Here is a 24,508-nt window from a genome sequence, read left to right as displayed (position 1 = left end):
AGGAATGACAAAGGTAACTGTTCTTAGTCAAACTGGTGCTTCAGTTGGTGAAATCGAATTGAATGATGAAATTTTCGGTATCGAACCAAACGAAGCCGTATTATTCGACGCAGTAATCGCTCAACGCGCTTCTCTACGTCAAGGTACACACAAAGTAAAGAACCGCTCTGAAGTTTCTGGTGGTGGTAGAAAACCATGGCGCCAAAAAGGAACTGGACGCGCTCGCCAAGGTTCAATCCGAGCTCCTCAATGGCGTGGTGGTGGTGTAGTATTTGGTCCACAACCAAGAAGCTACAGCTATAAACTTCCGAAAAAAGTTCGTCGCTTAGCTCTTAAATCTGCTTTATCCGCAAAAGTGAACGAACAAAATTTCCTAGTTTTAGATGCGTTAAAGCTAGATGCGCCAAAAACAAAAGATTTCAAACAAATTTTAAACAACCTAAAAATCGATTCAAAAGCATTGTTCGTTACAGCTGATTTAGATGAAAACGTGACATTATCTGCACGTAACATCCCAGGCGTAACTGTGATTACAGCTAACGGAATCAACGTTCTTGACTTATTAGGTCATGACAAAGTTGTATTCACGAAAGCTGCAGTAGAAAAAGTTGAGGAGGTGCTTGGGTAATGGATGCGCGTGATGTCATCAAACGTCCGGTCATTACTGAGCGTTCCACTGAATTAATGGCTGACAAAAAATATACGTTCGAAGTGGATCTCCGTGCGAATAAAACGCAAGTAAAAGATGCAGTTGAAGAAATTTTCGGCGTGAAAGTTGCAAAAGTTAACATCATGAACTACAAAGGAAAAGCAAAACGCGTCGGTAAATTCCAAGGCGTAACAAACAGACGCCGCAAAGCGATTGTAACATTAACCCCTGACAGCAAAGAGATCGAAATTTTTGACATCTAATCGCAAAACGAAATGGTTCTGATACGAAAAGAAGGAGGGAAATAACATGGCGATTAAAAAATATAAACCAACCTCAAATGGTCGTCGTAACATGACATCATTTGACTTTTCGGAAATCACAACTGATACGCCGGAAAAATCATTATTAGTGCCATTGAAACGCAAAGCTGGCCGCAACAACCAAGGTAAAATCACTGTTCGTCACCATGGCGGTGGACACAAGCGTCAATATCGTATCATCGATTTCAAACGTGACAAAGATGGCATTCCAGGACGCGTTGCTACAATCGAATACGATCCAAACCGCTCAGCAAATATTGCGTTAATTAATTATGCAGATGGTGAAAAACGCTATATTATTGCTCCAAAAGGATTGCAAGTAGGTCAAGAAATCATGTCCGGTCCGGATGCGGATATCAAAGTGGGTAATGCATTACCGCTTGCAAACATTCCAATGGGTACAACAATCCATAACATCGAGTTGAAACCAGGAAAAGGCGGACAATTAGTTCGTGCTGCAGGTGCTTCTGCACAAGTATTAGGCCGTGAAGGCAAATATGTGATTGTACGTCTTCAATCTGGTGAAGTACGTTTAATTTTGGCGACTTGCCGCGCAACAATCGGTCAAGTTGGTAACGAATCCCATGAACTGGTAAACATCGGTAAAGCCGGTCGTTCCCGCTGGTTAGGCAAACGCCCTACTGTACGCGGTTCTGTAATGAACCCTGTGGATCACCCACATGGTGGTGGTGAAGGTAAAGCGCCAATCGGACGCAAATCTCCAATGACACCTTGGGGCAAACCTGCTCTTGGTTTCAAAACTCGCAAGAAACGCAACAAATCTGATAAATTCATTATTCGTGCACGTAAAAAATAATGTGGTAAAGCTACTTTCCAAGCGAAGAACAGTAGTGAAATCACGGAGGGAGGTTACTAAATGGGTCGCAGCTTGAAAAAAGGACCATTTTGTGATGAACATTTAATGAAAAAAGTGGAAGCACAACAAGGTCAAGAGAAAAAACAAGTAATCAAAACTTGGTCTCGCCGTTCAACAATCTTCCCTAACTTCGTCGGATTGACAATCGCGGTTTATGACGGACGCAAACATGTTCCTGTATATATTACGGAAGATATGGTAGGCCACAAACTTGGTGAGTTCGTACCGACTCGGACTTACAAAGGCCACGGTAATGATGACAAAAAAACAAGACGCTAATTTTGAGAGGAGGTAGATCCTGATGACAACAAAAGCCAAAGCTGTTGCTCGCACAGTCCGAATTGCACCTCGCAAAGTACGTTTAGTGGTTGATTTGATCAGAGGCAAGCAAGTAGGAGAAGCAGTTGCGATTTTACGTCATACTCCAAAAGCGGCGTCTCCAGTCGTTGAGAAAGTATTAAAATCTGCAGTTGCAAATGCTGAGCACAATTACGATTTAGATCCTAACAATTTATACATTTCCGAAATTTATGTTGATGAAGGTCCAACATTAAAACGTTATCGTCCACGTGCGCAAGGTCGTGCAAGCGCAATTAATAAACGCACAAGCCACATTACTGTAGTGGTATCTGAGAAGAAGGAGGGTTAATTTTGGGTCAAAAAGTACATCCAAACGGATTGCGCCTCGGCATCATTCGTGACTGGGAATCAAGATGGTACGCTGAAAAAGATTACGCCGAATTACTTCACGAAGATTTAAAAATCCGTAAATATATCGAAACAACATTAAAAGATGCAGCGGTTTCTAAAGTAGAAATTGAACGTGCAGCCAATCGAGTGAACATTACAATCCACACTGCGAAGCCTGGAATGGTAATCGGTAAAGGCGGTGCAGAAGTAGAAAGCTTGCGCAAATATTTAAGCGATCTAACTGGTAAACGTGTGCACATCAACATTGTTGAAATCAAAAAACCTGATCTTGATGCAAAATTAGTGGCAGAAAATATTGCGCGTCAACTTGAAAACCGCGTTTCATTCCGCCGCGCACAAAAACAAGCAATCCAACGTGCAATGCGCGCAGGAGCAAAAGGGATTAAAACACAAGTATCCGGTCGTCTAGGCGGTGCAGATATTGCCCGTGCAGAACATTACAGTGAAGGAACTGTACCACTTCATACTCTTCGCGCTGACATCGATTACGCTCATGCAGAAGCGGATACAACATACGGAAAATTGGGCGTGAAAGTATGGATTTATCGTGGTGAGGTCCTTCCTACGAAGAAAAACTCTGCGGAAGGAGGAAAATAATTATGTTAATGCCAAAACGCGTGAAATATCGTCGCGAACATCGTGGCCGAATGAAAGGCAGAGCAAAAGGCGGTACAGAGGTGCAATTTGGTGAATGGGGCCTTCAAGCTACAACTGCAAGCTGGGTGACAAACCGCCAAATTGAAGCAGCCCGTATTGCGATGACTCGTCACATGAAACGTGGCGGTAAAGTTTGGATTAAAATCTTCCCGCACAAACCATATACGAAAAAACCGCTTGAAGTACGGATGGGTTCCGGTAAAGGTTCTCCAGAAGGTTGGGTAGCTGTAGTAAAACCAGGAAAAGTTATGTTCGAAGTTGCCGGTGTATCTGAAGAAGTTGCACGCGAAGCTCTTCGTTTGGCATCACATAAACTTCCTGTAAAATGTAAAATTGTGAAACGTCAAGAAACTGGTGGTGATTCTAATGAAAGCTAAAGAAATCCGCGAACTTGCCACTCCTGAAATCGAAATGAAAATCAAAGCGTTAAAAGAAGAGCTTTTCAACCTTCGTTTCCAATTAGCGACTGGTCAATTAGAAAATACAGCTCGTATCCGTGAAGTACGTAAAACGATTGCACGTATGAAAACTGTGATCCGTGAAAGAGAAATCAGTGGAGAAAAGTAATGAGCAAAGGAGGTCCACGATATGTCTGAGCGTAAACAGCGCAAAGTTTACACTGGCCGTGTAGTTTCAGATAAAATGGACAAAACAATTGTCGTTTTAGTAGAAACTTACAAAAAACACAAATTATACGGCAAACGCGTAAAATATTCCAAAAAATTCAAAGCTCACGATGAGCACAATGAAGCTAAAGTCGGCGATATCGTGCGCATTATGGAAACGCGCCCACTTTCAGCTACAAAACATTTCCGTTTAGTAGAAATCGTAGAAAAAGCGGTTGTTATTTAATAAGAAGTTCGGAAAAAGCGCAAATTCCGAAGGGAGGTAACCTAAGTGATCCAACAAGAATCTCGTTTGAAAGTTGCTGACAACTCAGGTGCACGTGAAGTATTAACGATTAAAGTACTCGGTGGTTCTGGACGTAAAACTGCCAATATCGGTGACGTTATCGTTTGCACAGTTAAGAAAGCAACACCAGGTGGCGTTGTTAAGAAAGGCGATGTTGTAAAAGCGGTTGTTGTACGCACTAAATCTGGTGTGCGCCGTAAAGATGGTACTTACATTAAATTTGATGAAAACGCATGTGTAATTATCAGAGACGATAAATCACCACGCGGCACTCGTATTTTCGGTCCTGTTGCACGTGAGTTGCGTGACAAAAACTTCATGAAAATCATTTCTCTTGCTCCAGAAGTTCTTTAATGATTCGTATAGTACCAATCAAGGAGGTGCGAAACATAATGCATGTTAAAAAGGGCGACAAAGTAAAAGTAATTACTGGAAAAGATAAAGGCAAAGTGGGCGTTGTACTTGCTGCTTTTCCTAAAAAAGAACGTGTGATTGTTGAAGGCGTTAATATCGTGAAAAAACACGTGAAGCCTAACCAATCAAACCCTCAAGGTGGTATTGTAAGTCAAGAAGCACCTATCCATGTTTCTAACGTTATGCTGATCGATCCGAAAACTGGCGAGCCGACTCGCGTAGGTTACAGATTCGAAAACGGCAAAAAAGTTCGTTATGCGAAAAAATCAGGTGCAGTGATTGACTAATAAGAAATTTTGAAAGGAGGTACACACATGAGCCGCCTAAAAGAAAAATATAAAAACGAAGTAGTTCCTGCTTTAATGAATAAATTTCAATATAAATCTGTGATGCAAGTTCCTAAAGTTGAAAAAATCGTAGTGAATATGGGTGTGGGTGACGCAGTACAAAACCCTAAAGCTTTGGATGCAGCTGTTGAAGAACTGGCAATCATTACTGGTCAAAAACCGGTTGTAACAAGAGCGAAAAAATCGATCGCTGGATTCCGTTTGCGTGCAGGTATGCCAATTGGTGCAAAAGTTACATTACGTGGTGAACGCATGTATGATTTCTTGGATAAATTGATTTCCATCGCACTTCCACGTGTTCGTGACTTCCGTGGTGTATCCAAAAAAGCATTTGACGGACGCGGAAACTACACTTTAGGTGTAAAAGAACAATTGATTTTCCCTGAAATTGATTACGATAAAATCTCAAAAGTACGCGGTATGGATATCGTGATTGTAACAACAGCGAATACTGATGAAGAAGCTCGTGAGTTGTTAACTCAATTTGGTATGCCGTTCCAAAAATAATAGAAGGAGGGCGAAAACGTGGCAAAAAAATCAATGATTGTTAAATCAAAACGCAAACCTAAATTCAAAGTGCAAGCTTATACACGTTGCGAACGCTGTGGACGTCCACATTCTGTATATCGTAAATTCAAACTTTGCCGTATCTGTTTCCGTGAACTTGCATACAAAGGTCAAATCCCTGGTGTGAAAAAAGCTAGCTGGTAATGCCTGAAAAATGGGAAGGAGGTAAAAACATATGACAATGACAGATCCAATTGCAGATATGCTTACTCGCATCCGCAATGCAAATATGGTTGGTCACGAGAAGCTTGAAGTGCCAGCTTCCAAGATTAAAAGAGAAATCGCTGAAATCCTTAAGCGAGAAGGCTTCATTCGTGATGTTGAATATATTGAAGACAACAAACAAGGTATTCTCCGTATTTTCTTGAAATACGGCAAAAACAATGAACGTGTAATCACTGGTCTAAAACGCATTTCTAAACCTGGTTTACGCGTATATGCGAAAACTGACGAAATTCCAAAAGTATTAAACGGATTAGGTATCGCAATTCTTTCTACTTCTCAAGGTGTGTTAACTGATAAAGAAGCACGCGCTAAAAAAGTAGGCGGAGAAGTACTAGCATACGTTTGGTAATCAGTAAGAAACGAATGGAGGTGCAATGAAATGTCTCGTGTAGGAAAGAAACCGATCGAAGTTCCTTCTAACGTTACAGTGACAGTAAGCGCAGACAATACTGTAACTGTTAAAGGACCGAAAGGCGAACTGACTCGCCAATTTAACCAAGATATGAAAATCCAACAAGAAGGAAATATCATCACAGTTGTTCGTCCTTCTGATTCAAAAGAGCACCGTACAATCCACGGTACAACTCGTGCGTTGCTCGCAAACATGGTACAAGGTGTATCTGAAGGGTTCTCTCGTTCTCTTGAACTTATTGGGGTTGGGTACCGTGCTCAATTGCAAGGCAAAAAACTTGTATTAAACGTTGGTTACTCACATCCTGTTGAATTTACTGCAGAGCCAGGAATTGAATTTGAGGTTCCTTCTAATACAAAGATCGTGGTTAAAGGTATCGACAAAGAACGAGTAGGTGCTGTAGCAGCCGATATCCGCGCTGTTCGTCCACCTGAGCCATACAAAGGTAAAGGTATTCGTTACGAAGGCGAATATGTACGTCGTAAAGAAGGTAAAACAGGTAAGTAATTAGCTTGGCGTAGAAAGGAGTGACCACTATGATTACGAAAGTAGACAAAAATAAAGTACGCAAAAGACGTCATGCACGTGTGCGTAGAAAAATCCAAGGTACACCTGAACGTCCACGTTTAAACGTATTTCGTTCAAACAAACACATTTACGCACAAATCATTGACGATGTTGCAGGACATACAATTGTTAGTGCTTCCACTTTAGAAAAAGGTTTTGAAGGTCCTGGCAGCAATAAAGAAGCTGCAGCAAAAGTGGGCGAATTAATCGCCAAACGCGCATTGGAAAAAAATATTACTGCCGTTGTATTTGACCGTGGTGGTTATTTATATCATGGACGCGTGAAAGCTTTGGCAGAAGCTGCACGTGAAAACGGTTTACAATTCTAATATGAAGGAGGGACATACTTCATGACTCGTATTGACGCAAGCAAACTGGAACTTGAAGAGCGTGTTGTATCGGTAAATCGCGTTGCGAAAGTTGTTAAAGGTGGACGCCGCTTCCGCTTCGCAGCTTTAGTGGTAGTTGGAGATAGAAACGGTCATGTAGGCTTCGGTACTGGTAAAGCTCAAGAAGTACCGGATGCAATTCGCAAAGCTGTAGAAGATGCGAAGAAAAATTTGATCGAAGTGCCACGTGTAGGTGGAACAATTCCACATGAAGTAATCGGTGATTTTGGTGCTGCAAAAATTTTAATGAAACCGGCATCTGAAGGTACTGGGGTAATTGCTGGTGGTTCAGTACGTGCAGTGCTTGAATTGGCAGGAATCACTGATATCCTTTCAAAATCTCTAGGTTCCAACACACCAATTAACATGGTACGTGCTACTGTTGAGGGATTAAAACAATTAAAACGTGTTGAAGAAGTTGCGAAACTTCGTGGTAAAACAGTAGAAGAGCTACTAGGATAAGGGGGGATAATGATGGCAAACAAATTAGAAATCACCCTCATTCGATCTGTAATCGGCGCTAGCGAAAGACAGCGCAAAGTAGTTGAAGCATTGGGCTTGAAAAAAGTGAATTCTACTGTAGAACATGCAGATAACCCTGCAATTCGCGGTATGATTAATAAAGTTTCACACTTGGTAAAAGTAAAAGAAATTTAATCCATCATTAAATAAATAAGGAGGTGCCATCTAAAATGAAACTTCATGAGCTAAAACCAGCTGAAGGTTCACGCAAAAAACGCAACCGCGTTGGACGTGGTATTGGTTCTGGTAATGGTAAAACTGCAGGACGCGGTCAAAAAGGTCAAAACGCTCGTTCTGGAGGCGGTGTACGTCCAGGATTTGAAGGTGGTCAAAACCCACTGTTCCGCCGTTTGCCAAAACGTGGCTTTACAAATGTAAACCGTAAAGAATATGCAATCGTGAACCTTGAAGCGTTAAATCGTTTCGAAGAAGGTACGGAAGTTACACCTGAATTGTTAATTGAAACAGGTGTTGTGAAAAACGAAAAAGCTGGTATTAAAATCCTTGGAAATGGAGCGCTTACGAAAAAGCTTAACGTGAAAGCTCATAAGTTCTCTGCTTCTGCGAAAGAAGCAATCGAGAACGCTGGCGGAACAGCTGAGGTGATCTAATGTTTCAAACGCTCGCAAATTTTATGCGTGTCCGAGATATTCGAAATAAAATTCTTTTTACTTTGTTAATGCTCATCATCTTTCGTATAGGATCCTTTATCCCTGTACCTAACGTGGATGCTGAAGTGTTAAAAGTAACGGATGAATTCAACCTTGTCGGATTTCTGAACGTGTTTGGCGGCGGTGCATTATCGAATTTCTCCATTTTTGCTCTGGGGATCATGCCCTACATCACTGCGTCCATCATTGTTCAGTTGCTGCAAATGGATGTCGTTCCTAAGTTTGCGGAATGGGGACGGCAAGGTGAAGTAGGTCGCCGGAAGCTAGCCCAGTTCACGCGCTACTTTACGGTAGTGCTGGCTTTCCTCCAAGCATTGGCCATGTCTTTCGGTTTTAACCAAATATATGGCGGTACATTAATAACGGATACAAGCATCATTTCCTATATTACAATCGCCCTTGTTTTGACTGCCGGCACAGCTTTTTTGCTGTGGCTGGGAGAACAAATCACAGCACACGGCGTAGGAAATGGCATTTCATTTCTCATCTTCGCTGGGATCGTAGCAGGGATACCTACTACAATTAACCAAATTTATGCACAGCAAATTGAAGGTGCAGGGGATCAATTATTCATCCGTATTATCGTTGTATTGCTTCTTGTGTTGATTATGTTGGCGGTCATTGTTGGCGTAATCTATGTCCAACAAGCATTGCGCAAAATCCCGATTCAATATGCAAAACGGGTGTCTGGCCGCGGTTATCTCGGCGGTCAACAAGCGCATTTGCCATTGAAAGTGAATGCTGCGGGGGTTATTCCAGTCATCTTTGCAGTAGCATTCATCATTACACCTCAGACTTTAGCAGCGTTCTTCGGACAGAACAAAGTGACAACATTCATTATTAACATGTTCGACTATACAAAACCGGTCGGGTTGATTATTTATATTGTATTGATTATTGCGTTCACTTATTTCTACGCATTTGTACAAGTCAACCCTGAACGGATTGCCGACAACTTGAAAAAGCAAGGCGCATATATTCCTGGAATCCGCCCGGGAAATGACACTGAAACATATTTAACAAAAGTGTTGTATCGTCTGACATTTGTCGGTGCCCTGTTCTTAACGATTGTGGCAATATTGCCTATTTTGTTCATAAACTTTATGGATTTGCCTGCCAGCGCTAAAATTGGCGGAACGAGTGTAATCATCGTGGTCGGCGTAGCACTGGAAACAATGAAGCAATTAGAGGCTCAATTGGTTAAACGCCATTATAAAGGTTTTATGAAATAATTGTTGGTTAGGAAACATTATTTGTTTTCTAAGCCAGCACCTAGGGGAGGGAAATGTCCGTATGAATATCGTTCTAATGGGCTTGCCAGGTGCCGGGAAAGGTACGCAAGCAGAAAAAATCGTCAATAAATATCAAATCCCTCATATTTCTACAGGTGATATGTTCCGGGCAGCCATCAGTCAGGGGACTGAGCTTGGTCTAAAAGCGAAATCTTACATGGATCAAGGCGCTCTAGTTCCTGATGAAGTCACTATCGGCATTGTTCGTGAGAGACTGGCTCAAGAGGATTGCGAAAAAGGATTCTTACTTGATGGATTCCCACGTACTGTTCCACAAGCAGAAGCATTAGACAACATCTTAGAGGAACTTGGCAAAAAAATTGATCACGTGATCAATATCCAAGTGGAAAAAGATGAGCTGGTTGCACGTTTGAGTGGTCGCCGTATTTGTAAAACATGTGGAGCTACTTATCACGTAATTTTTAACCCTCCTAAAGTAGAAGGAAAATGTGATAAGGACGGCGGAGAATTATATACTCGTGCGGACGACAATCCTGAAACGGTTGCAAATCGCCTGGAAGTAAATATGAAGCAGGCACAACCTTTGCTTGATTTTTATGAGTCAAAAGGGTTGTTGACAAATATCAATGGGCAGCAAGAAATTGAAAAAGTATTTGCTGATATTGACGCTTTACTTTCACAAGTTTCACAAGGCAGCCGCAGCTGATACCCGTCATACTTTCGAAAGTCATAATACTTTTCGCGCAGCGTAACGGAGAAAAACTTTTACTGTGAAAGTTTAATGGGTTCGGTATACACTGCTTGCGAAAATGCTTATACTTACAAGGAAGTAAATTTGAAAGAGTGTTATGGGTTTCGTGGAAGCATCAAGTAAACGGGTATGAATGTTCCATGATTTCCGGTCATTTTAACGAATAAGATCATAAACCGGACTTTGTTCATTCCCTGGATTGTGTGTAGCGAAACCATCCATGCGTCTTTCGAGCATCTCTCATACAATCCAATTTTTTTAATGGAGCTGTTACTAAACTGTTCAATTGTTGCGCGTGTTCTCCATCGGGAACCATTTAGCACATAAAGAAGGGAGATCGGTTGATGGCGAAAGACGATGTTATTGAAGTTGAAGGAACAGTCGTTGAGACTTTGCCAAATGCCATGTTTAAGGTAGAATTAGAGAATGGGCATACAGTGCTTGCACACGTTTCCGGAAAGATTCGTATGCACTTTATACGGATTTTGCCTGGAGATAAAGTAACGGTTGAATTATCGCCTTATGATTTGACTCGCGGTCGTATCACGTATCGTTACAAATAAAAACATTTTTGCACTCCGAAGACTAAGGAGGTTGAGTTAAATGAAAGTGAGACCATCTGTAAAACCGATTTGCGAAAAATGCAAAGTGATTCGTCGTCGCGGTAAAGTTATGGTAATCTGCGAAAATCCAAAACATAAACAAAAACAAGGTTAATTTTAAGGAGGTGCGAAATAAATGGCACGTATTGCTGGTGTTGATATTCCTCGCGATAAACGCGTTGTAATTTCATTGACTTACATTTATGGTGTTGGTAAATCCACTGCGAAAAAAGTATTAGCTGCAGCTGGCGTTTCTGAAGATACTCGTGTACGTGATCTAACTGAAGACGAATTGGACAGAATTCGTGCGGAGTTGGACAAATATAAAATCGAAGGTGACTTGCGCCGCGAAGTATCTCTTAACATCAAACGTTTAATGGAAATCGGCTGCTACCGTGGTATCCGTCACCGCCGTGGTCTACCGGTTCGTGGACAAAATACGAAAAACAATGCACGTACTCGTAAAGGTCCTCGTAAAACTGTAGCGAACAAGAAAAAATAATAGGTAAAGGGGGTTAATCGGTAATGGCACGTAAACAACAAACACGTAAACGCCGTGTGAAAAAAAATGTTGAATCAGGTATTGCACACATTCGTTCTACATTTAACAACACAATCGTAACGATCACTGATATGCAAGGAAATACAATTGCATGGTCAAGTGCCGGTGCTCTTGGTTTCAAAGGTTCTCGTAAATCTACTCCATACGCTGCTCAAATGGCTGCAGAAGCTGCCGCAAAAGCATCAATGGAACATGGTATGAAATCATTGGAAGTAAGTGTTAAAGGGCCAGGCGCAGGTCGTGAAGCAGCTATTCGTGCACTTCAAGCTGCAGGACTTGAAGTAACAGCTATTAAAGATGTTACACCAGTTCCACATAACGGTTGCCGTCCGCCAAAACGTCGTCGTGTGTAATGGGTGCAACTCTTTAGAGTACATCTTTGTACGAGAAGAATTGTACAAATTTATAAAGTCAAGGTTTTTTGACTATGATGATGGTATGACCTATACAGTCGATGTTTTGAAGGAGGGTAAATGAATGATCGAAATTGAAAAACCACGGATTGAAACTGTTGAGATCAGCGAAGATTCCACATACGGAAAGTTTGTAATAGAACCACTCGAACGTGGATACGGTACGACTTTGGGGAATTCTTTACGGCGAATCCTTCTATCCTCATTGCCTGGAGCAGCGATTACATCTGTACAAATAGATGGGGTATTGCATGAATTTTCAACTATTGAAGGGGTAGTTGAGGATGTTGCTTCCATCATTTTAAATTTAAAAAAATTGGCTCTGAAAATCTACTCTGATGAAGAGAAGATACTCGAAATCGATGTTAAAGGGGAAGCAACGGTAACTGCTGCAGATATTACACATGATAGTGATGTTGAAATATTGAACCCTGATTTATATATTGCAACAGTAGCAAGCAACGGTCATTTGCGTATGCGCATGTATGCAAGAAGAGGCCGTGGTTATACTCCAGCTGATCAAAACAAACGTGAGGATCTTCCTATTGGTGTGATCCCGATCGACTCTATTTACACTCCAGTTTCACGCGTTAGTTATCAAGTGGAAAATACTCGTGTAGGACAAAATTCTGACTACGATAAATTATCCCTTGATGTGTGGACTGATGGTAGCATTGGTCCAAAAGAGGCGATTTCACTCGGAGCGAAAATATTAACAGAACATCTGAATATTTTTGTCGGTTTAACTGATGAGGCACAAGCAGCGGAAATCATGGTAGAAAAAGAAGAGGACCAAAAAGAGAAAGTATTGGAAATGACAATCGAGGAATTGGATCTCTCTGTGCGTTCTTACAACTGTCTAAAACGCGCAGGTATCAATACGGTTTTGGAACTTACAAACAAGTCGGAAGAAGACATGATGAAAGTTCGCAACCTTGGCCGCAAGTCATTGGAAGAAGTAAAGTCAAAACTTGCAGAACTAGGTTTATCCTTGCGTAAAGACGACTAAGCGTCGCTATTATTATGTTCGAATAAAGGAGGGAACATTCATGGGTTACAGAAAACTTGGCCGTACAAGCTCTCAACGCAAAGCGTTGTTACGTGATTTAGCAACAGATTTAATCATCAATGAACGCATTGAGACGACTGAAGCTCGTGCAAAAGAATTGCGCAAAGTCGTTGAAAAAATGATTACATTGGGTAAACGCGGAGATTTGCATGCTCGCCGTCAAGCAGCTGCATTCATTCGTCGTGAATTAGTGACAACAACTGATGAAGAAGGCAATGAAAAAACGAAATTTGCCCTTCAAAAACTATTTGATGATGTTGCGCCACGTTATGCTGATCGCCAAGGTGGTTACACTCGGATTTTAAAAGTTGGTCCTCGTCGCGGTGACGGAGCACCAGTTGTAATCATCGAATTAGTTTAATTTTTTTGGGGGTGTCCGGTTGGCCGGTTCAACTTGCCCCCTTTTTTACAATTGAATGATTTATACGACAACTCTAAAGCATCTGAGCGTTATGATGATCGAATGGTTCATTCGGATCGTCTAGCTCTCCGCACCTCATTCGTCCGGTTACGGAGCGTGAAAGTTTTATATTCCATTTCGAACGTGTTTAGCGCATTTCTCCAGAATGAGGTGCGCGCTTTTTTATTCATATTATATTGCCAATATGTAAAAATAAAATACGTTTATTTATTGATTTAAACGTGTTTTATTTTTATATATGACCATCGTCTTGCTGAAATTTGGAGCAGAGCCCTGGAGAGAGGAGCATAGCAGTGACCGAAATTTTATCTTTTAAAAACGTCTCATTTTCATACTCACCAGAAAAAGCCGATGTACGGAAAGCGGTAGATAACGTCTCATTTTCCGTCGAAGAAGGGGAATGGATTGCCATTGTCGGTCATAATGGTTCAGGCAAATCTACAATGGTCAAAATGGTTTGCGGCCTTCTGTTTCCCCAAGAAGGAGAAATTCGCGTCATGGGGAATGTGTTGAGCGAAGAAAACCTTTGGGATATTCGTTCAAAAATCGGGATGGTATTCCAAAATCCCGATAACCAGTTTGTAGGGGCAACTGTGCAGGATGATGTGGCCTTTGCCTTGGAGAATAATGGGATTCCTTACGAGGAAATGGTGGAACGCGTCACTTCTTCATTGAAACGGGTAAAAATGTATGAGTTTCTCAACCATGAGCCCCACCATCTATCCGGGGGACAGAAACAGCGGGTGGCGATTGCCGGGGCACTTGCGATGCATCCAAAATTATTAATTTTGGACGAGGCAACCTCCATGCTTGACCCTCAGGGGCGGGAGGAAGTATTGCAAACGGTGCTTGACTTGAGGAAAGAAATTGGGTTAACGGTTTTATCGATTACCCATGATGTGGAAGAAGCCCTTCTTGCAGACCGGATCATTTTTATGAACCAGGGAAAAAAATATGCGGAAGGAACGCCGGAAGAAATTTTTGCATTGGGCGACAAATTGATTGAATTTGGATTGGAGCTGCCTTTTGCAATGAGAATGTCAAAGCTCCTTCAGGAAAAAGGGGTGCCACTCGCAGGCAAAAATTTAACAGAAGAAGAGTTGGTGAATGATTTATGGACATCAAACTTCAGAAAGTAAGCTATGCATATTCGGTTGGTACCCCTTTTGAGAAATTTGCCTTGTTTGATGTGGATATGGAAATCCCATCCAATACTTATCATGCCATCATTGGCCATACAGGATCCGGGAAATCAACGCTTCTGCAACATTTCAATGGATTACTGAAGCCTACGAAAGGCATCGTACAGGTAGGGAATCGCACTATTGAAGCAGGAAAAAAGGCGAAAGATCTAAAGCCGCTTCGCCAAAAAGTGGGCATTGTTTTTCAATTTCCGGAGCATCAATTGTTCGAAGAGACGGTATTGAAGGATATCATGTTCGGACCTATGAATTTTGGTGTCCCCGAAGAAGAAGCGGAAAAAAGGGCTCGTAAAGGGATCCGGCAAGTAGGTTTGCCTGAAGAAGTGCTGGCGAAGTCGCCGTTTGACTTATCGGGAGGACAAATGAGACGTGTCGCAATCGCAGGGGTGCTTGCAATGAATCCGGAAGTGATTGTACTCGATGAACCGACCGCAGGGCTCGATCCAAGAGGACAAAAAGAAATAATGGAATTGTTCTATCGCCTGCATAAGGAAAGAGGACTTACAACGATTCTTGTGACGCACAGCATGGAAGATGCGGCAAAATACGCCGATCGGATTTCCATTATGCATGAAGGGCGTTGTGTGTTGACAGGGACTCCGCGTGAAATCTTTTCAGACAGCGAAACACTGAAGAAATACCGCCTGGAAGTACCGCGAATCGTAAAATTCCAGAAAAAGATTGAAGAAATGATTGGAAAGCCCCTTTCGAAAATCTGTTTGACCGAGGAAGAGTTGGCGGATGAAGTTGCCCGGGTGGTAAAGGAGCGTGAGCGGGCATGATGGAAAAAATGATATTTGGACGCTTTATCCCTGGAAATTCCTTTATCCACCAATTGGATCCGCGTTCTAAATTAGTATTTACTTTTATTTTTGTAATTATTGTGTTTTTGGCAAACAATTCCATAACCTATGGATTGTTATTGGCTTTTACATTGTTTGTCATTTTGATTTCTAAAATTCGTCTCTATTTTTTAGTTAATGGGTTGAAACCCGTCATCATTTTGCTTCTTTTCACGTTCCTGATTCACATTCTTTTTACGAGGGAAGGAAATGTTCTTCTTGACTTAGGTTTTCTCAAAATCTATGAAGGCGGATTAAGACAAGGCATCTTTATTTCCATCCGGTTCACGGTGCTCGTATTTATGACGACCATTTTGACGTTAACAACTTCCCCGATTTCCATTACAGATGGGCTGGAAGTATTGTTGAATCCTTTAAAGAAATTGAAATTGCCGATTCATGAATTGGCTTTGATGATGTCGATTGCGTTGAGGTTTATTCCGACATTGATGGATGAGACGGACAAAATCATGAAAGCGCAAATGGCAAGAGGTTCCGATCTGGGTTCAGGTCCAATAAAAGATCGCGTGAAAGCGGTCGTCCCCCTTTTGGTGCCGCTGTTCGTCAGCGCTTTTAAACGGGCGGAAGATTTGGCGACAGCAATGGAAGTGCGGGGGTATCGGGGTGGAGAAGGACGCACCCGATATCGCCGGCTGAAATGGGATGCGAAAGATACTATATGTATTATTTCACTTGTACTTTTAACTGCTCTGTTAATATTTTTCCGCAGTTAGGAAAAGGTGATCAATTTGCGACGGATGAAAGCAGTCATTGCTTATGACGGAACGGATTTTTCCGGATATCAGGCGCAGCCGGGAAAACGTACGGTACAATCTGAAATTGAAAATGTATTGGCAATCATGCATAAGGGGGAAAAGGTGCGCATTTTTGCAAGCGGACGCACCGATGCCCGGGTGCATGCAACGGGACAAGTCATCCATTTTGATACGCCCCTTTCCATTCCGAGCGACAAATATCAAATGGCGTTAAACGCGCAATTGCCCGGGGACGTGCGAATTTTGGAGATGGAAGAAGTGGATCAGGACTTTCATGCCCGTTTCAGCGCGAAGGGAAAGCGATATCGATATAAATGGAATTGCGAAGAAGTGCAAAGTCCTTTTAAAAGAAACTATACGGTTGAAACAAGGGGAAGAAAACCGGATGTAAACAAAATGGAGGAGGGTGCCGAGTATCTCGTCGGCACGCACGACTTCACAAGTTTTTGTGCGGCCAGTACCCCGGTCGAAGATAAGGTCCGTACGATTTATTCGATTCATTTCGAGTGGCATGATCAGGAACTGCACATGGTCATTGAAGGAAACGGGTTTTTATATAATATGGTACGCATCATTGCGGGAACATTGTGGGAAGTGGGGATTGGCAAAAGGGAGCCGGAATCCATCAAGGAAATCCTCGAAGCAAAAAATAGGGAAATGGCCGGCACAACCGCCCCTCCCCACGGTTTATATTTGGAAAAAGTGTTTTATTAAAAAGAATAACAACTTCTCCTTGTGTTTAACATTTTTCTTGACTATTGTTTTAATCTGTAATATTATAACATATGGTATTTTCCACTTATAAGCCCCGAAACTTATTAGTGAAATACGACTTCTTTTATTTATTCATAATGAAAACTGAAAATTCAACGGTTCATGAAATCGATTAGGAGGATATATACATGCGTACAACATTTATGGCGAAAGGTCATGAAGTAGAGCGTAAATGGTTAGTGGTTGACGCAGAAGGCAAAACGCTCGGGCGTTTGGCTTCTGAAGTTGCGGCTCTTTTACGCGGCAAACATAAACCAATCTATACACCACATGTTGACACTGGTGACTTTGTAATCGTGATTAATGCTGAAAAAATTCATTTAACAGGTAAAAAATTAAAAGATAAAATCTACTACCACCACTCTTTATATCCAGGTGGCTTAAAGAAACGTACAGCAGGAGAATTGCTTGAAAAAAATCCAACAAGAATGATCGAACTTGCAGTGAAAGGTATGCTTCCTAAAAATTCATTGGGACGCAAAATGTTCAAAAAACTTTTCGTTTATGCAGGTCCAAATCATCCACATGCTGCACAAAAACCAGAAAGCTATGAGCTTCGCGGATAATTAGTTAGAGGAGGATATTCACTTGGCACAAGTTCAATATACTGGCACAGGTCGTCGTAAAAGCGCAGTAGCCCGTGTACGTCTAGTACCTGGCGAAGGCAAAATTATCATCAATAAACGTGATGTGGAAGATTACATTCCATTTGAAACATTGCGTGAAGTAATTAAACAACCATTAGTATTGACTCAAACATTGGGCAGCTATGATGTATTAGTAAACGTAAAAGGCGGAGGTTATACTGGTCAAGCTGGCGCAATCCGTCACGGTATCGCACGTGCGTTGCTTCAAGTTGATCCGGATTTCCGTCCAACTTTAAAACAAGCTGGTTTGCTAACACGTGACCCACGTATGAAAGAACGTAAAAAATATGGTCTCAAAGGCGCTCGTCGCGCACCACAATTCTCAAAACGTTAATATTGGTATTTATCAACGTTTTCAAACCCTTTCCCGCAAACGCGGGAAAGGGTTTTTCTAATGGTTTAGAGGAAATAGTTTATTCAAAATCAATAATGACTTTCAATGCTTTTTCTTTGGAGGCGTTTTGGAAAGTGTCGTAAGCATCAAGAATGTTTTCAAATTTGAAGGCGTGGGTGACCAACTCTTCCACCTTGATTTTTCCGCTTGAAAGGGTTTTCAACAGCATCGGAGTCGAGCTTGTTGAAACAAGTCCCGTTGTAATGGTCACATTTTGGATCCACAAATTTTGAAGTTCCAGTTCGACCGGTTTGCCATGCACCCCAACATTTGCAAGATGGCCGCCCGGGGCAAGAATTTTTTGGCAGATGTCAAAAGTTGCAGGGAAACCGGCCGCTTCAATTGCTACATCTACTCCACGTCCATCCGTAAGTTCCAGGATTTGTTGAATTGCCGATTCTGCATTTTGGGAGTTGACAGTATCTGTGGCACCAAATTTTTTTGATGCTTCTAAACGGTTATCATCCAAATCGACCATGATGATTTTTCCAGGCGAATAAAACTGGGAAGTAATTAAAGCGGACATACCGATTGGTCCGGCACCGATAATCGCCACCGTGTCCCCCGGCTTCACTTGTCCATTCAGCACGCCGATTTCGAATCCTGTCGGCAAAATATCTGAAATCAAAACAGCTGCCTGATCGGAAATTCCTTTCGGGATATGGTACAAGGAATTATCGGCATGGGGAATGCGCACATATTCAGCCTGGGTGCCGTTGATCAAATGCCCTAAAATCCAACCGCCATCTTCGCAATGGGCGTAAAGGGATTGTTTACAATAATGGCAGCTTCCGCAAGACGTAATACAGGAAATGATAACCTTATCCCCCGGTTTGAAGTTTTTTACTCCGGATCCGACTTCCTCTACGATTCCTACTCCTTCGTGCCCCAAAATGGTCCCTTCTTTTACCGCCGGCACATCTCCGCTTAAAATGTGCAAGTCCGTCCCGCAGATGGTTGTCTTGACGAGTCTTACGATTGCGTCACTGTCTTTTATAATTTCCGGTTTTTCCACTTCTCTCAATGCTTTTTTTCCTGGACCTTCATAGACAAGCGCTTTCATGTGGCAGCCTCCTTTTTTATAATTTTTTCATTAATATAATATATTTTCAGAAAATTTGCAATAAAGAAGTTTGGAGATAAATAACTTGATAGAAGAATGAATCTTTCAATGCATAAATAAATAGCTCGTTTTATATATTAATAAGCGAAGTCCGGCATACATAGTTTATTTTTTGGGAAATAAAAAATCCGGCGGCAAGGGACATATTGAAAATCAGTTTGACAAAGCCGAGGAAATTATGTTATTTTTTAGTTAAATTCATTTAATTGTCTAAAGATTCAAATAATTTATTATATTGAAAAAGTGTTATATGAAAACGAATAAATGAAGTACGGTTGCCATGAAGTTGTTTATCAATAATTTATTTTAATAGATTAATAGTTTACAAATAACGGGGAGGTGGAAGATTGAGCAGCCAAAATAATGTTGTAAGCATCAGCAATGAGGCTGTATTAATGAACAAATTGTCAGAACCTGAAACAATCAAACAATTAATCAGCCTGCTGGATAACCTGAAAAAATTTAATCTGCTGTTTGAGGCTATTGAGAATTTTATAAAGCGAAGTCCAGAAATGGCCGATTCGCTAAACCGGATGGTTCTGACGCTTCGGGAAGAATTGCCAAAAAACAATATTGTAAACAATTTGCAAAGCAGCCTGGAGTCCTTGATACGTTTGCAGAACTTAATCAATTCAGAAGAATTCAGAAAAATCGAGGCGACAGTGCTGAATGAAAGAACGATTAAAACATTAAGCAATCTTTGCACATCTGTTTCGGAGGCCGCTTCCAATATGGAATATAAAACATCTGCAAGCCCTGGCATATTCGGCCTGTTGAAGGAGCTGACCAATCCGGAAATACAGCCTGCAATCCAATTTATATTGAATGTGTTGAAAATACTGTCAAAGGAGCTTAAGAATGCATGAACTGTCCATTGCACACAGCCTGGTTCAATTGGCGATCGAAACGGCAGAGCAAAATCATCTAAAAAAGATTGAAGCCCTGCGTGTAAAATTGGGTGTATTTTCCGGCGTAGTCAAAGAAGCGTTGGAATTCTCCTTTGATATCGCAACGGAAGGGACAAGCATCGAAGGAGCCCATCTAATTATAGAAGAAATTCCTTTAAAAATTTTTTGCTCTCAATGCAGCCAAGAATATGTGCTGGAAAAACCCATTCCGATAAAATGTCCGAGATGCAACTCAGGCACCGATCAAATTTTGGAAGGAAAAGAAATTGAATTGTATGAACTGGTAGGTGAGGGTTAATATTGAGCCAAGCAATTGAACAGCCTCGAATTGTGAAGATAAGGGAAAATGTGTTGAAGAAAAATGACATTTTGGCCAGAGAATTAAGAAAGCGCTTTCAAGAAAACCGGGTTTATGTTGTAAACCTCGTTTCCAGTCCCGGAGCCGGGAAAACAACGCTGTTGACGGAAATATTGACAAGGCTGGGTCAAGATTTTAAAGCCGCGGCTTTAGTCGGGGATTTGGCGACAGAGAATGATGCGGAACGGCTGAAGCGGAGCGGAGCGATAGTAAAACAGATTACAACAGGAACGGTATGCCATCTTGAGGCACAAATGATCGAAGATTCCATTCGTGAATGGGATTTAAGAGATATCGACTTTCTATTCATCGAAAATGTCGGAAATCTTGTTTGCCCATCCAGCTATGACCTGGGTGAAAACTTGAGGGTGGTGCTGTTTTCAACGACGGAAGGCGAGGATAAACCGGTAAAATACCCTACCATCGTCAACAGCGCGGATATTGCCATCATTACTAAAATGGATTTGGCAGAAGCGGTGGATTTTGACAAAGAAGCGTTCTATCAATCAATCTATCAATCCAGGCCGACAATGAAAGTTTTCGAGGTTTCCGTAAAACAGGACATGGGCATCAATGAATGGATTGATTATTTGATACAAGAAAAAATGAAAGCGTTTTAAATATTTTTAATTTTTGGATAATATACATGATTTTGGAGGTGTTAAAGGGAAATGGCAAACGTCTTTTGGATTCACGGAGGAGCCTGCAACGGAAACACCCAGTCGTTTTTGAATGCGGATGAGCCTACCGTGATTGATTTAATCACCGATTTTGGCATCAATATTCTTTATCACCACTCGGTCTCCATGGAATTCGGCTATCAGGTAAAGGAAATTTTGGATGACATTATTGAAGGCCGTACAGAACTGGACATTTTGGTTGTGGAAGGAACCGTCATCCAGGGACCGAATGGAACGGGTCGTTTCGACACTTTGTTTGACCGTCCTAAAAAAGATTGGATTTATGATTTGGCCCACAAGGCTAAATATGTGGTGGCCATTGGAGACTGTGCGTGCTGGGGAGGAATACCTGCAACAAGCCCTAATCCGTCGGAGTCTACCGGATTGCAATTTTTCAAAGACAAACCAGGAGGATTTTTATCTACAGAGTTCCGCTCCCAGGCAGGTTTACCGGTGATCAATATCCCCGGCTGCCCTGCGCATCCTGACTGGGTAACGCAAATTCTCGTGGCCATTGCAACGGGCAGAACAGCGGATATCACATTGGATGAATATCATCGTCCGGAAACATTCTTTAAAACGTTTACTCAGACAGGCTGTACACGGGTTCAATATTTCGAATACAAAGAACCGGTGGAAGAATTCGGACAAGGAACGAGAAAAGGCTGTCTCTTCTATGAACAAGGCTGCCGTGGTCCAATGACACGTTCATCCTGCAACAGGATTCTATGGAACCGTCAATCATCCAAAACAAGAGCAGGCATGCCATGCATTGGATGTACGGAACCGCAATTCCCATTCTTTGATTTAGCGCCTGGAACGGTATTCAAAACGCAAAAAATATTGGGAGCCATTCCAAAAGAAGTGCCTACAGGAGTGGATTCTTTAAGTTACTCAGTACATGCCGCTGTCGCGCGTACTGTCGCTCCAAAATGGGCAAAAGAAGATCTGTTCGTACCATGATAATGGAACTTATCGAAATATTTAAGGAGGGGAGAACTTGGCACAGCAAACAATTAAAGTTCCCGCTCTTGGACGGGTAGAAGGGGACTTGGATGTCAAGGTTACGATTGAAGATGGCGTGGTTGTCGATGCCTGGACGGAAGCAACGATGTTTAGGGGATTTGAAAAAATATTGATTGGAAAAGATCCTCAGGCGGGTCTTATCATGACGCCAAGAATTTGCGGTATTTGCGGCGGCAGCCATTTAACAAAATCGGCTTACGCCCTTGATACGGCCTTCCATACGGAAGTGCCGCCGAATGCCACTTTGGTGAGAAATATTGCGCAAGCCACGGAAACGATTCAAAGTATTCCGCGCTGGTTCTATGCGTTATTTGCCATCGGATTGACCCATAAAAACTATCAATCTGCATCTTTATATGAAGAGGTTCATAAACGATGGGCTCCTTTTGTCGGAGAAAACTATGTCAAAGGTGTAACGATTTCAGCAAAACCTGTCGAAATCTATGCCATTTTTGGAGGACAATGGCCGCACTCCAGCTTCATGATTCCTGGCGGCGTGATGTGCGCACCGACTTTATCGGACATTACCCGGTCGATTTCGATTTTGGGATACTTTCGCAAGAATTGGCTGGAAAGCACTTTGCTGGGCTGCTCGATAGAAAGATGGCTCCAAAACGAAACTTGGTCAGATGTGCTTGAATGGCTGGAAGAAAAAGAAGAGCATTATGAATCCGATTTGGGTCTGTTTATTCGATACAGCCGGGAAATCGGATTGGATAAATATGGAGCCGGACCGGGCAAGTATTTGGCGGCAGGAAGCTTCCCGAATCCTGAAAAATATATCCATCCGACTATCGAATCAAGAAATGGCGCCCTCATTGCCCGATCCGGTGTATTTGACGGCGAGAATTTCCATGATTTTGACCAGGCCCGTGTCAGAGAAGACTATACGCATTCTTTCTATGAAGGCGAAGGTTCTTATCATCCATTTGAAGGATTTACGAATCCGCTCGATCCGGAAGAAGGCAAAAAGCTAGGGAAATATACGTTTGCAAAGGCTCCGCGATATTTATTGGACAGCGGCGAAACACCGCTGGAAGTTGGACCGCTGGCGAGACAAGTCATTGCCGGACGCGAAGGAGCGGAAGATTGGCAAGATTATGATCCATTGATCTACAACATTGTCAAAGAAATTGGACCGAGCATAATGGTTCGTGTCTTGGCCCGACTACATGAAGCTCCGAAATATGTCCGCTATGTACAAAACTGGTTAAAGCAAATCGACTTAAATGAGAAATTTTATGTAAATCCTGGAGAGCTGATCGAAGGCCAGGGCTTCGGGGCTACCGAGGCGGCCAGAGGATTTTTGGCGGACTGGATTCAAGTGAAGGACGGAAAAATTGAAAAGTATCAAATCATCACACCAACAGCATGGAATATCGGGCCACGCGACCGCTTCGGTCAAAGAGGGCCAATCGAAACTGCGCTGATTGGTACACCTATCAAAAATCCGGAAGATCCGGTAGAGCTGGCTCATATAGCGCAAAGTTACGATTCCTGCCTGGTATGTACTGTACATGCCTATGACGCGAAAACAAATAAACAATTGGCCCAATACAGGGTTACAAACTTCTGATTGGCGCGGAAAAAACTTCAGATGTTCATGAATCTCTAATAAATAAGGGGGCACTTGATCATAAAGCCCTCTTATTTATTCATCAAAAGTTTTATATGGAGGACAACATGATTACAATCATTGGCTGTGGGAACCTAATTCGAAAAGATGATGGTGCAGGTCCTATATTAATACGAAAGTTATGGGATTTGGGAGTTCCACGGAATGTGCGGCTGGCCGACGGGGGAACCGCCGGAATGGATGTCGTTTTTCAAATAGGCAATGCAAAAGAATTGATTATCGTCGATGCTTGCACTACCGGAGCGGAACCGGGGACCATTTTTGAAATCCCTGGAGAAGAGGTGGAAGCCATTCCGTTGGAGAATATAAATCTTCATAACTTTCGATGGGACCATGCCATCGCAATGGGACGATGGCTTTTAAAAGATGATTTTCCGCAAAAAGTCACCGTCTATTTAATCGAGGCCCAGGATTTATCTTATGGAAGCGGGCTTACACCTGAAGTGGAAGAAAGTGTAAACAAACTGGCAAAAAAAATCAAACAAAAAGTATCAGGTGAAGAAATTGAAGTGTCAAATAACTGAAACAGGCTATTTGCAGATCCCTTCGGAGATTGCACAAAGATATTTTGCAACAGGGGCCGTCATTGCGATATTGGATGAACATGACTTATTGATCATGCCGGTAAATTACGTTGGCGCTGGCGGTTTGATTTTAAAATACCGCAATGCCAAAGGAGACCGTTCTGTCTTAGTTTCAGAATTGCTGCCGGATGATGTAGATTATGGCCCAAGAACTGTTGAATGGGATGAAAACGCATTGGCCCTTCGGATTCCGTTATATGTGAAATAATGAAATGTTTTGCAACAGTTTCAAAAGGGAATGTAT

The 24,508-nt window shown here is 42.1% G+C and carries 41 protein-coding genes; 40 read left to right on the top strand and 1 reads right to left on the bottom strand.

The genetic code is table 11. The annotated features are described in order from the left end of the window. The first annotated feature begins 4 nt into the window (after window positions 1-4). The 33 genes from rplD (at window position 5) to rpsI (ending at window position 17,889) form a co-directional block, all read left to right on the top strand. Window positions 5-628 (top strand): 50S ribosomal protein L4, encoded by a 624-nt coding sequence (gene rplD / locus NST62_RS13310; RefSeq protein WP_141601982.1) that lies wholly within the window; start codon window positions 5-7, stop codon window positions 626-628. Beyond that, window positions 628-912: a 50S ribosomal protein L23 gene (rplW, locus tag NST62_RS13305; RefSeq protein ID WP_141601981.1), complete on the top strand. Its 285-nt coding sequence runs from the start codon at window positions 628-630 to the stop codon at window positions 910-912. The genes rplD and rplW overlap by 1 nt, the downstream gene beginning before the upstream one ends. Before the next feature lie 46 nt (window positions 913-958). Next, window positions 959-1,789: a 50S ribosomal protein L2 gene (rplB, locus tag NST62_RS13300; protein WP_141601980.1), complete on the top strand. Its 831-nt coding sequence runs from the start codon at window positions 959-961 to the stop codon at window positions 1,787-1,789. A gap of 60 nt (window positions 1,790-1,849) precedes the next feature. Further along, window positions 1,850-2,128 carry a 30S ribosomal protein S19 gene (gene rpsS / locus NST62_RS13295; protein ID WP_141601979.1) on the top strand — a complete coding sequence of 93 codons (279 nt, stop codon included), beginning with the start codon at window positions 1,850-1,852 and terminating at the stop codon, window positions 2,126-2,128. 22 nt (window positions 2,129-2,150) lie between these two features. Then, a complete protein-coding gene (rplV, locus tag NST62_RS13290) occupies window positions 2,151-2,498 on the top strand; it encodes a 50S ribosomal protein L22 (RefSeq protein ID WP_141601978.1) in 348 nt (115 codons plus the stop codon). A 2-nt stretch (window positions 2,499-2,500) separates the two neighbouring features. Then, window positions 2,501-3,157, top strand: coding sequence for a 30S ribosomal protein S3 (gene rpsC, locus NST62_RS13285; RefSeq protein ID WP_141601977.1), 657 nt, complete (start codon window positions 2,501-2,503; stop codon window positions 3,155-3,157). A 2-nt stretch (window positions 3,158-3,159) separates the two neighbouring features. Then, on the top strand, window positions 3,160-3,594 hold the full coding sequence (gene rplP / locus NST62_RS13280) for a 50S ribosomal protein L16 (protein WP_141601976.1): 435 nt from the start codon (window positions 3,160-3,162) through the stop codon (window positions 3,592-3,594). Next, window positions 3,584-3,784: a 50S ribosomal protein L29 gene (rpmC, locus tag NST62_RS13275; protein ID WP_141601975.1), complete on the top strand. Its 201-nt coding sequence runs from the start codon at window positions 3,584-3,586 to the stop codon at window positions 3,782-3,784. The genes rplP and rpmC overlap by 11 nt, the downstream gene beginning before the upstream one ends. A 21-nt stretch (window positions 3,785-3,805) precedes the next feature. Then, entirely contained in the window at window positions 3,806-4,069 is a 264-nt protein-coding gene (gene rpsQ / locus NST62_RS13270) for a 30S ribosomal protein S17 (RefSeq protein ID WP_141601974.1), read from the top strand. A gap of 45 nt (window positions 4,070-4,114) precedes the next feature. Further along, window positions 4,115-4,483, top strand: a complete 369-nt coding sequence (gene rplN / locus NST62_RS13265) for a 50S ribosomal protein L14 (RefSeq protein WP_141601973.1) — start codon at window positions 4,115-4,117, stop codon at window positions 4,481-4,483. Window positions 4,484-4,521: 38 nt separating this feature from the next. Next, on the top strand, window positions 4,522-4,830 hold the full coding sequence (rplX, locus tag NST62_RS13260) for a 50S ribosomal protein L24 (protein ID WP_141601972.1): 309 nt from the start codon (window positions 4,522-4,524) through the stop codon (window positions 4,828-4,830). Window positions 4,831-4,857: 27 nt separating this feature from the next. Next, a complete protein-coding gene (rplE, locus tag NST62_RS13255; RefSeq protein ID WP_141601971.1) occupies window positions 4,858-5,397 on the top strand; it encodes a 50S ribosomal protein L5 in 540 nt (179 codons plus the stop codon). 18 nt (window positions 5,398-5,415) lie between these two features. Next, window positions 5,416-5,601 (top strand): type Z 30S ribosomal protein S14, encoded by a 186-nt coding sequence (locus tag NST62_RS13250; RefSeq protein ID WP_141601970.1) that lies wholly within the window; start codon window positions 5,416-5,418, stop codon window positions 5,599-5,601. Window positions 5,602-5,632: 31 nt separating this feature from the next. After that, window positions 5,633-6,031: a 30S ribosomal protein S8 gene (gene rpsH / locus NST62_RS13245; protein ID WP_141601969.1), complete on the top strand. Its 399-nt coding sequence runs from the start codon at window positions 5,633-5,635 to the stop codon at window positions 6,029-6,031. 30 nt (window positions 6,032-6,061) lie between these two features. Continuing rightward, entirely contained in the window at window positions 6,062-6,601 is a 540-nt protein-coding gene (gene rplF / locus NST62_RS13240; RefSeq protein ID WP_141601968.1) for a 50S ribosomal protein L6, read from the top strand. Between the two features lie 29 nt (window positions 6,602-6,630). Further along, the gene (gene rplR, locus NST62_RS13235; protein ID WP_141601967.1) at window positions 6,631-6,990 is read left to right on the top strand and encodes a 50S ribosomal protein L18; all 360 of its coding nucleotides are present in this window, start codon (window positions 6,631-6,633) and stop codon (window positions 6,988-6,990) included. 21 nt (window positions 6,991-7,011) lie between these two features. Beyond that, window positions 7,012-7,512: a 30S ribosomal protein S5 gene (rpsE, locus tag NST62_RS13230; protein ID WP_342462971.1), complete on the top strand. Its 501-nt coding sequence runs from the start codon at window positions 7,012-7,014 to the stop codon at window positions 7,510-7,512. A 12-nt stretch (window positions 7,513-7,524) separates the two neighbouring features. Then, window positions 7,525-7,707 carry a 50S ribosomal protein L30 gene (gene rpmD, locus NST62_RS13225; RefSeq protein ID WP_141601965.1) on the top strand — a complete coding sequence of 61 codons (183 nt, stop codon included), beginning with the start codon at window positions 7,525-7,527 and terminating at the stop codon, window positions 7,705-7,707. Between the two features lie 35 nt (window positions 7,708-7,742). Next, window positions 7,743-8,183: a 50S ribosomal protein L15 gene (gene rplO, locus NST62_RS13220; protein ID WP_141601964.1), complete on the top strand. Its 441-nt coding sequence runs from the start codon at window positions 7,743-7,745 to the stop codon at window positions 8,181-8,183. After that, complete coding sequence (gene secY, locus NST62_RS13215; protein ID WP_141601963.1) at window positions 8,183-9,475, top strand: preprotein translocase subunit SecY; 1,293 nt, start codon at window positions 8,183-8,185, stop codon at window positions 9,473-9,475. Before rplO ends, secY begins: the two co-directional genes overlap by 1 nt. Window positions 9,476-9,536: 61 nt before the next feature. Beyond that, entirely contained in the window at window positions 9,537-10,202 is a 666-nt protein-coding gene (locus NST62_RS13210; protein WP_141601962.1) for an adenylate kinase, read from the top strand. Window positions 10,203-10,591: 389 nt separating this feature from the next. Beyond that, window positions 10,592-10,810 (top strand): translation initiation factor IF-1, encoded by a 219-nt coding sequence (gene infA / locus NST62_RS13205; RefSeq protein ID WP_003178377.1) that lies wholly within the window; start codon window positions 10,592-10,594, stop codon window positions 10,808-10,810. A gap of 40 nt (window positions 10,811-10,850) precedes the next feature. Continuing rightward, a complete protein-coding gene (rpmJ, locus tag NST62_RS13200; RefSeq protein WP_000868344.1) occupies window positions 10,851-10,964 on the top strand; it encodes a 50S ribosomal protein L36 in 114 nt (37 codons plus the stop codon). Window positions 10,965-10,985: 21 nt separating this feature from the next. After that, window positions 10,986-11,351: a 30S ribosomal protein S13 gene (gene rpsM, locus NST62_RS13195; RefSeq protein ID WP_141601961.1), complete on the top strand. Its 366-nt coding sequence runs from the start codon at window positions 10,986-10,988 to the stop codon at window positions 11,349-11,351. Between the two features lie 23 nt (window positions 11,352-11,374). Next, window positions 11,375-11,764, top strand: a complete 390-nt coding sequence (gene rpsK, locus NST62_RS13190; RefSeq protein WP_141601960.1) for a 30S ribosomal protein S11 — start codon at window positions 11,375-11,377, stop codon at window positions 11,762-11,764. A gap of 124 nt (window positions 11,765-11,888) precedes the next feature. Then, the gene (locus NST62_RS13185) at window positions 11,889-12,833 is read left to right on the top strand and encodes a DNA-directed RNA polymerase subunit alpha (protein ID WP_141601959.1); all 945 of its coding nucleotides are present in this window, start codon (window positions 11,889-11,891) and stop codon (window positions 12,831-12,833) included. Window positions 12,834-12,873: 40 nt separating this feature from the next. Further along, the gene (gene rplQ, locus NST62_RS13180; protein ID WP_141601958.1) at window positions 12,874-13,254 is read left to right on the top strand and encodes a 50S ribosomal protein L17; all 381 of its coding nucleotides are present in this window, start codon (window positions 12,874-12,876) and stop codon (window positions 13,252-13,254) included. Window positions 13,255-13,607: 353 nt separating this feature from the next. Beyond that, window positions 13,608-14,453 (top strand): energy-coupling factor ABC transporter ATP-binding protein, encoded by an 846-nt coding sequence (locus NST62_RS13175; protein ID WP_141601957.1) that lies wholly within the window; start codon window positions 13,608-13,610, stop codon window positions 14,451-14,453. Next, on the top strand, window positions 14,429-15,298 hold the full coding sequence (locus NST62_RS13170) for an energy-coupling factor ABC transporter ATP-binding protein (RefSeq protein WP_141601956.1): 870 nt from the start codon (window positions 14,429-14,431) through the stop codon (window positions 15,296-15,298). Before NST62_RS13175 ends, NST62_RS13170 begins: the two co-directional genes overlap by 25 nt. Then, window positions 15,295-16,092 carry an energy-coupling factor transporter transmembrane protein EcfT gene (locus tag NST62_RS13165; RefSeq protein WP_141601955.1) on the top strand — a complete coding sequence of 266 codons (798 nt, stop codon included), beginning with the start codon at window positions 15,295-15,297 and terminating at the stop codon, window positions 16,090-16,092. The genes NST62_RS13170 and NST62_RS13165 overlap by 4 nt, the downstream gene beginning before the upstream one ends. 15 nt (window positions 16,093-16,107) lie before the next feature. Beyond that, entirely contained in the window at window positions 16,108-16,848 is a 741-nt protein-coding gene (truA, locus tag NST62_RS13160; protein ID WP_328215843.1) for a tRNA pseudouridine(38-40) synthase TruA, read from the top strand. 188 nt (window positions 16,849-17,036) lie between these two features. Next, window positions 17,037-17,474: a 50S ribosomal protein L13 gene (rplM, locus tag NST62_RS13155; RefSeq protein ID WP_342462970.1), complete on the top strand. Its 438-nt coding sequence runs from the start codon at window positions 17,037-17,039 to the stop codon at window positions 17,472-17,474. A gap of 22 nt (window positions 17,475-17,496) precedes the next feature. Further along, window positions 17,497-17,889 carry a 30S ribosomal protein S9 gene (rpsI, locus tag NST62_RS13150; protein ID WP_141601952.1) on the top strand — a complete coding sequence of 131 codons (393 nt, stop codon included), beginning with the start codon at window positions 17,497-17,499 and terminating at the stop codon, window positions 17,887-17,889. A 79-nt stretch (window positions 17,890-17,968) separates the two neighbouring features. On the opposite strand, the gene NST62_RS13145 is transcribed toward rpsI, so the two are convergent. Beyond that, complete coding sequence (locus tag NST62_RS13145) at window positions 17,969-19,012, bottom strand: zinc-dependent alcohol dehydrogenase family protein (RefSeq protein WP_328215842.1); 1,044 nt, start codon at window positions 19,010-19,012, stop codon at window positions 17,969-17,971. A gap of 407 nt (window positions 19,013-19,419) precedes the next feature. Here NST62_RS13145 and NST62_RS13140 point away from each other — a divergent pair, with 407 nt between their 5' ends. The 7 genes from NST62_RS13140 to NST62_RS13110 all read left to right on the top strand — a co-directional run bounded on the left by NST62_RS13140 (window position 19,420) and on the right by NST62_RS13110 (window position 24,472). Next, a complete protein-coding gene (locus NST62_RS13140) occupies window positions 19,420-19,938 on the top strand; it encodes a DUF1641 domain-containing protein (RefSeq protein WP_141603190.1) in 519 nt (172 codons plus the stop codon). Next, window positions 19,931-20,278, top strand: a complete 348-nt coding sequence (gene hypA, locus NST62_RS13135; RefSeq protein WP_141603191.1) for a hydrogenase maturation nickel metallochaperone HypA — start codon at window positions 19,931-19,933, stop codon at window positions 20,276-20,278. The genes NST62_RS13140 and hypA overlap by 8 nt, the downstream gene beginning before the upstream one ends. 2 nt (window positions 20,279-20,280) lie before the next feature. Continuing rightward, a complete protein-coding gene (hypB, locus tag NST62_RS13130) occupies window positions 20,281-20,958 on the top strand; it encodes a hydrogenase nickel incorporation protein HypB (protein ID WP_246045893.1) in 678 nt (225 codons plus the stop codon). A gap of 51 nt (window positions 20,959-21,009) precedes the next feature. Continuing rightward, complete coding sequence (locus NST62_RS13125) at window positions 21,010-21,981, top strand: hydrogenase (protein ID WP_141603192.1); 972 nt, start codon at window positions 21,010-21,012, stop codon at window positions 21,979-21,981. Window positions 21,982-22,018: 37 nt separating this feature from the next. After that, complete coding sequence (locus NST62_RS13120; RefSeq protein WP_141603193.1) at window positions 22,019-23,620, top strand: nickel-dependent hydrogenase large subunit; 1,602 nt, start codon at window positions 22,019-22,021, stop codon at window positions 23,618-23,620. A 107-nt stretch (window positions 23,621-23,727) separates the two neighbouring features. Beyond that, window positions 23,728-24,204, top strand: coding sequence for a hydrogenase maturation protease (locus NST62_RS13115; protein WP_141603194.1), 477 nt, complete (start codon window positions 23,728-23,730; stop codon window positions 24,202-24,204). Then, window positions 24,185-24,472: a hydrogenase maturation protease gene (locus tag NST62_RS13110; RefSeq protein WP_141603195.1), complete on the top strand. Its 288-nt coding sequence runs from the start codon at window positions 24,185-24,187 to the stop codon at window positions 24,470-24,472. The genes NST62_RS13115 and NST62_RS13110 overlap by 20 nt, the downstream gene beginning before the upstream one ends. The last annotated feature ends 36 nt before the right edge of the window (window positions 24,473-24,508 follow it).

The sequence above is a fragment of the Ureibacillus sp. FSL K6-8385 genome (assembly GCF_038593155.1).
GTDB classification, from domain to species: Bacteria; Bacillota; Bacilli; order Bacillales_A; family Planococcaceae; genus Ureibacillus; species Ureibacillus terrenus.
The sequence above is the reverse complement of the archived record's forward strand: the minus strand, read 5'-3'. Positions and strand labels throughout refer to the sequence as shown.

Excerpts from the sequence above, each read along its gene's own strand:
- rpsE (WP_342462971.1), top strand. The coding sequence starts at position 7,012 with ATGACTCGTATTGACGCAAGCAAACTGGAACTTGAAGAGCGTGTTGTA.
- NST62_RS13165 (WP_141601955.1), top strand. The coding sequence starts at position 15,295 with ATGATGGAAAAAATGATATTTGGACGCTTTATCCCTGGAAATTCCTTT.
- rpsS (WP_141601979.1), top strand. The coding sequence starts at position 1,850 with ATGGGTCGCAGCTTGAAAAAAGGACCATTTTGTGATGAACATTTAATG.
- rplB (WP_141601980.1), top strand. The coding sequence starts at position 959 with ATGGCGATTAAAAAATATAAACCAACCTCAAATGGTCGTCGTAACATG.
- rplP (WP_141601976.1), top strand. The coding sequence starts at position 3,160 with ATGTTAATGCCAAAACGCGTGAAATATCGTCGCGAACATCGTGGCCGA.
- NST62_RS13210 (WP_141601962.1), top strand. The coding sequence starts at position 9,537 with ATGAATATCGTTCTAATGGGCTTGCCAGGTGCCGGGAAAGGTACGCAA.
- rpsH (WP_141601969.1), top strand. The coding sequence starts at position 5,633 with ATGACAATGACAGATCCAATTGCAGATATGCTTACTCGCATCCGCAAT.
- rplW (WP_141601981.1), top strand. The coding sequence starts at position 628 with ATGGATGCGCGTGATGTCATCAAACGTCCGGTCATTACTGAGCGTTCC.
- secY (WP_141601963.1), top strand. The coding sequence starts at position 8,183 with ATGTTTCAAACGCTCGCAAATTTTATGCGTGTCCGAGATATTCGAAAT.
- rplR (WP_141601967.1), top strand. The coding sequence starts at position 6,631 with ATGATTACGAAAGTAGACAAAAATAAAGTACGCAAAAGACGTCATGCA.
- NST62_RS13125 (WP_141603192.1), top strand. The coding sequence starts at position 21,010 with ATGGCAAACGTCTTTTGGATTCACGGAGGAGCCTGCAACGGAAACACC.
- rplV (WP_141601978.1), top strand. The coding sequence starts at position 2,151 with ATGACAACAAAAGCCAAAGCTGTTGCTCGCACAGTCCGAATTGCACCT.
- rpsQ (WP_141601974.1), top strand. The coding sequence starts at position 3,806 with ATGTCTGAGCGTAAACAGCGCAAAGTTTACACTGGCCGTGTAGTTTCA.
- rpmC (WP_141601975.1), top strand. The coding sequence starts at position 3,584 with ATGAAAGCTAAAGAAATCCGCGAACTTGCCACTCCTGAAATCGAAATG.
- NST62_RS13115 (WP_141603194.1), top strand. The coding sequence starts at position 23,728 with ATGATTACAATCATTGGCTGTGGGAACCTAATTCGAAAAGATGATGGT.
- NST62_RS13170 (WP_141601956.1), top strand. The coding sequence starts at position 14,429 with ATGGACATCAAACTTCAGAAAGTAAGCTATGCATATTCGGTTGGTACC.
- rpsK (WP_141601960.1), top strand. The coding sequence starts at position 11,375 with ATGGCACGTAAACAACAAACACGTAAACGCCGTGTGAAAAAAAATGTT.
- rpsM (WP_141601961.1), top strand. The coding sequence starts at position 10,986 with ATGGCACGTATTGCTGGTGTTGATATTCCTCGCGATAAACGCGTTGTA.
- rplO (WP_141601964.1), top strand. The coding sequence starts at position 7,743 with ATGAAACTTCATGAGCTAAAACCAGCTGAAGGTTCACGCAAAAAACGC.
- rpmJ (WP_000868344.1), top strand. The coding sequence starts at position 10,851 with ATGAAAGTGAGACCATCTGTAAAACCGATTTGCGAAAAATGCAAAGTG.
- rplD (WP_141601982.1), top strand. The coding sequence starts at position 5 with ATGACAAAGGTAACTGTTCTTAGTCAAACTGGTGCTTCAGTTGGTGAA.
- rplQ (WP_141601958.1), top strand. The coding sequence starts at position 12,874 with ATGGGTTACAGAAAACTTGGCCGTACAAGCTCTCAACGCAAAGCGTTG.
- infA (WP_003178377.1), top strand. The coding sequence starts at position 10,592 with ATGGCGAAAGACGATGTTATTGAAGTTGAAGGAACAGTCGTTGAGACT.
- rplE (WP_141601971.1), top strand. The coding sequence starts at position 4,858 with ATGAGCCGCCTAAAAGAAAAATATAAAAACGAAGTAGTTCCTGCTTTA.
- rplM (WP_342462970.1), top strand. The coding sequence starts at position 17,037 with ATGCGTACAACATTTATGGCGAAAGGTCATGAAGTAGAGCGTAAATGG.
- rplX (WP_141601972.1), top strand. The coding sequence starts at position 4,522 with ATGCATGTTAAAAAGGGCGACAAAGTAAAAGTAATTACTGGAAAAGAT.
- NST62_RS13185 (WP_141601959.1), top strand. The coding sequence starts at position 11,889 with ATGATCGAAATTGAAAAACCACGGATTGAAACTGTTGAGATCAGCGAA.
- rplF (WP_141601968.1), top strand. The coding sequence starts at position 6,062 with ATGTCTCGTGTAGGAAAGAAACCGATCGAAGTTCCTTCTAACGTTACA.
- hypA (WP_141603191.1), top strand. The coding sequence starts at position 19,931 with ATGCATGAACTGTCCATTGCACACAGCCTGGTTCAATTGGCGATCGAA.
- rpmD (WP_141601965.1), top strand. The coding sequence starts at position 7,525 with ATGGCAAACAAATTAGAAATCACCCTCATTCGATCTGTAATCGGCGCT.
- NST62_RS13145 (WP_328215842.1), bottom strand. The coding sequence starts at position 19,012 with ATGAAAGCGCTTGTCTATGAAGGTCCAGGAAAAAAAGCATTGAGAGAA.